The organism is Rubrivirga sp. (assembly GCF_049648075.1).
Lineage (GTDB): Bacteria > Bacteroidota > Rhodothermia > Rhodothermales > Rubricoccaceae > Rubrivirga.
The window spans coordinates 1-5,048 of sequence record NZ_JBARYR010000552.1 but is presented as its reverse complement, the minus strand read 5'-3'; the positions used below and the strand labels follow the sequence as shown (position 1 = coordinate 5,048).

Below are 5,048 nucleotides of genomic sequence, written 5' to 3'. Positions count from 1 at the left end.
CGTCGGAGCGCCCACCGTCAGCGGCGCCTCGGTCTCGGCCGACGTGCTCGGACACGTCAAGGGCGACAAGGTCATCGTGTTCAAGAAGAAGCGCCGCAAGGGCTACCGCGTCAAGAACGGCCACCGCCAGCCCTACACGCAGATCAAGATCGGCGCGCTGTCGGTCAACTAAGCAACGCCGTCCTCGAGGTTGGACCTCGACCGTGACGGCGCAGCCACCCCAGACTCCAGACCCCCAGAGACATGGCACATAAAAAAGGCGTCGGCTCGTCCAAGAACGGACGCGACTCGAACCCGAACATGCTCGGCGTGAAGTCCCCCGGCGGGGCCGTCATCCACGCCGGCACGATCATCGTCCGCCAGCGTGGGACCAAGTTCCACCCCGGCCTCAACGTCGGCCGTGGCAACGACGACACGCTCTTCGCGACGGCCAACGGCCGCGTCCGCTTCGCGGCGTCGAAGGGCGGGCGTAAGTTCGTCCACATCGACCCGATCGAGGCCGCGGCGTAGTCCGTCCTCGAGCTCGACTCAGCGCCCCCGCAGCTCCGGCCGCGGGGGCGTTTTCCGTTTCGCGTCCTCGAGGGCGCCCGCTCACATGTTCCTCCCCTCGCTCGTCGTCTTCGACCTCGACGACACGCTCTTGGACCACAAGGCCGCCGAGCGGGCCGCCCTCGCCGATCTCCGCGACGCGCACGACGGACTCCGGCGCCACGCCCTCGAGCACGTCCAGGAGACGTACCACGCTTGCAACGCCCCGCTCTGGGCCGACTTCGCGGCTGGCACGATCACGTCCAGCGATCTCAAGCGGCGCCGGTGGACCGACACCCTCGTCGCCCTCGAGTGCGCCGACCTCGAGGCCGACGCGGCGAGCGCGGACTACCTCGCCCGCTACGGTTGCCACTGGCGCTGGGCCGAGGGCGCCCGTGACGCGTACCTCGCGGTCGCCGCGGAGTATCCGGTCGCGATCCTAACCAACGGGTTCTCGGCCCAGCAGCGCGGAAAGCTGGCCCGCTTCCCCGACCTCGAGGCCGCCGCCGTCGCGGTCGTGATCTCCGACGAGGTCGACGTGATGAAGCCCGACCCACGCGTGTTCGAGCACGTCCACCGCGAGGCCCAGTCCGCCCTCGAGGTCGCTCTCGCTCCGGCCGACATCCTATACGTCGGCGACTCGCTCCGGTCGGACGTCCGGGGCGGCGTCGGAGCCGGGTGGCGCGTCGCGTGGAAAGACGGCAACCTCGAGGTCGCGCCCGACGGCGTCGAGGTGTTCAGCGACTGGGCCGAGCTGCTGCGGCTCCTAGAGATCTAACGGCCTGAGAACGGAAAGGGGATCGCCGCGAAGTCGGCATCGAGGACCGTGCGGCCGCCCGACACCCCCGTGCTGTAGTCTCTCCGCTCGAGCACAGCGTCGACGGAGCCTTCGAGGGTGTCGTCATCGTTCCGTGTCACGACTAGAGTTCCCGACACGGCGGACCAGACGCCACCCGGGTCTCCAGCCTCATCGAAGTAGATGGTGGACGGGGAGTCGAAGCGGGACTCGTCAAATATGTAGGTGCCCGGTTCGCCAATCACGCCGCTGACGCTGACTGATCGTCCAGAGAGTCCGTCTCGTGTCCGGCTTGTGAGGGATGTGGAGTGGAACACAGCGCCGTCAAGACCGGGAAGGCGGGTCACGGTCGCTTCGCCCTCGAGGTCGACGCTGAGCGCACCACGGAGTGTGGCCTCGAATCGACCTCGTTCAGGAAAGCCGGGCTCCCTGGAGTCGCACGCGGCGAGCACGAGGATGGAGACGAGAGCGAACGACAGACTGCGCATCGGGCGAGTGGCGGGTGGAAGCCGCCGACGGTACGCACGTCCTCGAGGTCGGTCAATCGACCGACTCGACTACATCAATCCGAGCTGCTCCAGGAAGATCGAGATCGAAGACGGGAACAAGAGGATCGTCAGCGCCAAGCCGCCCAGGGCCCCGCCCAGGTGCGCCTCGTGCGCCACGCGACCGACCTCGCGCTTCGAGGCGTAGATCGAGAGCCCGATGTACAAGACCGCGAACAGGATGGCCGGCATCGGGATCGCGAAGAAGATGTACAGCATCGCGAATGGCTCGAACAGGCAGAACGAGAACAGGATGCCCGAGATCGCACCCGACGCGCCGACCGCCGAGTACTTCGGCGCGTCCTTGTACTTGAGGTACGTCAGCGCGTTGGCCGTCAGCTCCGACCCCATGTAGATCGCCAGGAAGCGCCACGGACCGAGAAGCCCTTCGACGTACGGTCCGAAAAAGAACAGCGTCACCATGTTGAACAGCAGGTGGGCGAACCCCACGTGCACGAACCCAGCCGTGATCCACCGGCTCCACTCCCGGTCCCGCACGACGCGGAACGGCTTGAACGCCCACTTGTCGATCAGCGCAGGATTCGCGAGCAGCGTGTACGCGCCGACGGCGACGTTCAGGACCAGGAAGAACTGGGTGACGGGCGGCAGCGAGAGGAGCTGTTGGATCATGTCGAGGCGTCGAGGGCGGCTACCTTAGACGACCCCGCCTCGCTCGTGCTCCGCCTCGGCCTCCTCTTCTTGACCCTCCTCGCCGTCGCCGGATGCGACGGTCGGTCGGACTACGTCGGTACGTGGCGCGCGGCGGACGCCGACTCGCTCGACATGCGGTACACGTTCTTCGCCGACGGCACGGCCCGCATCATCCAACGCGGCGGTCTGGCGCCCCGCACGTTCGAGGCGCAGTACGAGATCCTCGGCGACACGCTCCTCACCCTCGAGGACGAGGTCCAGGCCGGCCAGTTCGCGATCCGCCTCGAGGGCGACACGCTGCGCCTCACCAACCCCGCGAGCGGCCAGCAGACGACCTGGGTACGGCTGTAGCGGCAGAGGGCGAAGGGCACTCCTTCCTCGAGGCCCAACACCGCACCGAAGCCGGACGCGACCTCGAGGACGGACCTGCCAACCCCGTCACGTCATCCCCGCGCAGGCGGGGTCCGCGGCGTGTGGGCCTCCCAGAGTCTTGGGCTTACTCTCCAAGCGCGTGTCGCTCGTCCTCGAGGACGAGACGGGTTCGCCCACGTTCGGCCCCTGAGACACAGCGTCAGGTTTGGAAGCCTCGTGAGTTCTGGATCCCCGCCTCCGCGGGGACGACTCTGTTGGGGCAGAGAGCTTGGCTTCATCTTCGAGGACGAACGCGGCCTCGAGGACGAACGCGGACGGCCCACCGAGTCGCCCCCTACGCAAAATCTGAGCATCTGGGAACGCGCGCTTCAGCGACCTCGATGCTGCCGCGAGGGCGCCACATTAGGTCTCCCAGGTCGACCGCGGTGCCTCCCGCGTTGTGCTACACCTTTCCCGCCTCGACGGCGGCTACAGCACCGTCTCGATCCAATTCCACAGCTCGTGGAGCCCCTGCTTTTTCTCCGACGACGTGAGCACGACCGGGAGCTCCAGGCCGTACGGGGCGAGGTGTTTGTGGATGCCCGCGACCGCCTTCTGCCGCGCGTTCGCGCCCAGCTTGTCCGACTTGGTCAATGCAATGAGGTGCGGCGCCGAGCTCTCCAGCATGAGCGCCAACAACTCCTCGTCCATCTTCGTCATCCCGTGACGGCTGTCAACGAGTTGGACGACGGCGCGCAGAGGAGCCGGCCGGTCGTCTCGAGGTTCTGCGCGCTCTGTCACGTAACGCCCGACGAGTCGCTGCCAGGACGCCCGCTGCGACTGCGACACCTTCGCGTATCCGTACCCCGGCAGGTCCACCAGAAACAGGTCCGGGTACCCCTCGTGGTTCGGGTTGACGGCGAAGAAGTTCAGCGCCTGCGTTTTGCCCGGCTTCCCACTCGTCTTAGCTAGCTGCTTGCGTCCCAACAGTGCGTTGAGCAGCGAGCTTTTCCCCACGTTCGACCGGCCCGCGAACGCGACCTCCGGCGCCGTCTGCGGCGGGAGTGCCGCCCAGGAGGGCGCCGAGAGCACGAACCGAGCGTCTTTGACCTTCATGGTGCTGGGGATCGGGGGATGGGGATCGGGGAGGGCGCCATCCCCAACCCCTACTCCCCATTCCCTAACACCTCATCTCTACGCGACCGCCGCGAAGTGGTCCTTGACCGTCTCACCGAGCTTCGCCAGGTTCTTGACGGTCGTAATGCCCGCGTCGTCCATGGCCTCGAGCTTGGCCTCGGCCGTACCCTTTCCGCCCGACACGATGGCGCCGGCGTGGCCCATGCGGCGTCCAGGAGGCGCCGTCAGGCCTGCGATGAAGCCGAAGACCGGCTTGTTCACGTTGTCCTTGACGAACTGCGCGGCCTCCTCCTCGGCCGACCCGCCGATCTCGCCGATCATCACGATGGCCTCCGTCTCCGGGTCGTCGTTGAACAGGCGGATCGCGTCGATAAACTGCGTCCCGATGATCGGGTCCCCGCCGATGCCGATGGCGGTCGACTGACCGAGTCCAGCGCGCGTCAGCTGATCAACCGCCTCGTACGTCAGCGTCCCTGAGCGGGACACGACGCCGACGTTGCCCGGCGTGAAGATCATCGTTGGCATGATGCCGACTTTGACGGACGCGCCCGGCGTCAGCAAGCCGGGGCAGTTGGGACCGACCAACCGAGCGCCTTTTTTGTCGACGTAGGGCTTGACCGGGATCATGTCCTGGATCGGGATCCCCTCCGTGATGCAGATCACCGTGTCGACGCCCGCGTCGGCGGCCTCGAGGATGGCGTCGGCGGCGAACGGCGGCGGGACGAAGATGACGGACACGTTGGCGCCCTCCTTCTCGACGGCTTGCGAGACGGTGTTGTAGACCGGTCGGTCGAGGTGCGTCTGTCCGCCCTTGCCCGGCGTCACACCGGCGACGACGTTGGTGCCGTACTCGATCATCTGCTCGGCGTGGAAGGAGCCCTCCTTGCCAGTAATGCCTTGGACGACGAGGCGGGTGTCTTTATCGATGAGGATGCTCATGAAGTGCGAGTACGAGGTGCTGGGTACGCGGTACGGGAGAGAGAGCAAGGCCGACGTACCCCGTACCAGGTACCCCGTACCGAATTCGCTACGCCTGCGTC

8 protein-coding genes are annotated in these 5,048 nt (G+C 66.9%); 4 read left to right on the top strand and 4 right to left on the bottom strand.

The annotated features are described in order from the left end of the window. The 3 genes from rplU to WBA11_RS15425 form a co-directional block, all read left to right on the top strand. Positions 1–172, top strand: a 172-nt coding sequence (gene rplU, locus WBA11_RS15435) for a 50S ribosomal protein L21 (RefSeq protein WP_424521554.1), incomplete at its 5' end; no start/stop codon positions are given. A gap of 71 nt (positions 173–243) precedes the next feature. Continuing rightward, positions 244–510, top strand: coding sequence for a 50S ribosomal protein L27 (gene rpmA / locus WBA11_RS15430; RefSeq protein ID WP_424521553.1), 267 nt, complete (start codon positions 244–246; stop codon positions 508–510). Between the two features lie 85 nt (positions 511–595). Then, a complete protein-coding gene (locus WBA11_RS15425) occupies positions 596–1,306 on the top strand; it encodes an HAD family hydrolase (protein WP_424521552.1) in 711 nt (236 codons plus the stop codon). Here the strand turns inward: WBA11_RS15425 and WBA11_RS15420 are convergent. Both WBA11_RS15420 and WBA11_RS15415 read right to left on the bottom strand, forming a co-directional pair. Then, positions 1,303–1,671 carry a hypothetical protein gene (locus WBA11_RS15420; protein WP_424521551.1) on the bottom strand — a complete coding sequence of 123 codons (369 nt, stop codon included), beginning with the start codon at positions 1,669–1,671 and terminating at the stop codon, positions 1,303–1,305. The two genes, WBA11_RS15425 and WBA11_RS15420, sit on opposite strands and share 4 nt — an antisense overlap. A gap of 210 nt (positions 1,672–1,881) precedes the next feature. Continuing rightward, positions 1,882–2,499 (bottom strand): rhomboid family intramembrane serine protease, encoded by a 618-nt coding sequence (locus tag WBA11_RS15415; protein WP_424521550.1) that lies wholly within the window; start codon positions 2,497–2,499, stop codon positions 1,882–1,884. 45 nt (positions 2,500–2,544) lie between these two features. Here WBA11_RS15415 and WBA11_RS15410 point away from each other — a divergent pair, with 45 nt between their 5' ends. Next, a complete protein-coding gene (locus tag WBA11_RS15410) occupies positions 2,545–2,871 on the top strand; it encodes a hypothetical protein (protein WP_424521549.1) in 327 nt (108 codons plus the stop codon). A 489-nt stretch (positions 2,872–3,360) separates the two neighbouring features. Here the strand turns inward: WBA11_RS15410 and yihA are convergent, their stop codons facing one another. Together yihA and sucD are read right to left on the bottom strand one after the other, a co-directional pair. After that, a complete protein-coding gene (gene yihA / locus WBA11_RS15405; protein ID WP_424521548.1) occupies positions 3,361–3,987 on the bottom strand; it encodes a ribosome biogenesis GTP-binding protein YihA/YsxC in 627 nt (208 codons plus the stop codon). 78 nt (positions 3,988–4,065) lie between these two features. Continuing rightward, positions 4,066–4,947 carry a succinate--CoA ligase subunit alpha gene (gene sucD, locus WBA11_RS15400; RefSeq protein ID WP_424521547.1) on the bottom strand — a complete coding sequence of 294 codons (882 nt, stop codon included), beginning with the start codon at positions 4,945–4,947 and terminating at the stop codon, positions 4,066–4,068. Positions 4,948–5,048 lie beyond the last annotated feature (101 nt).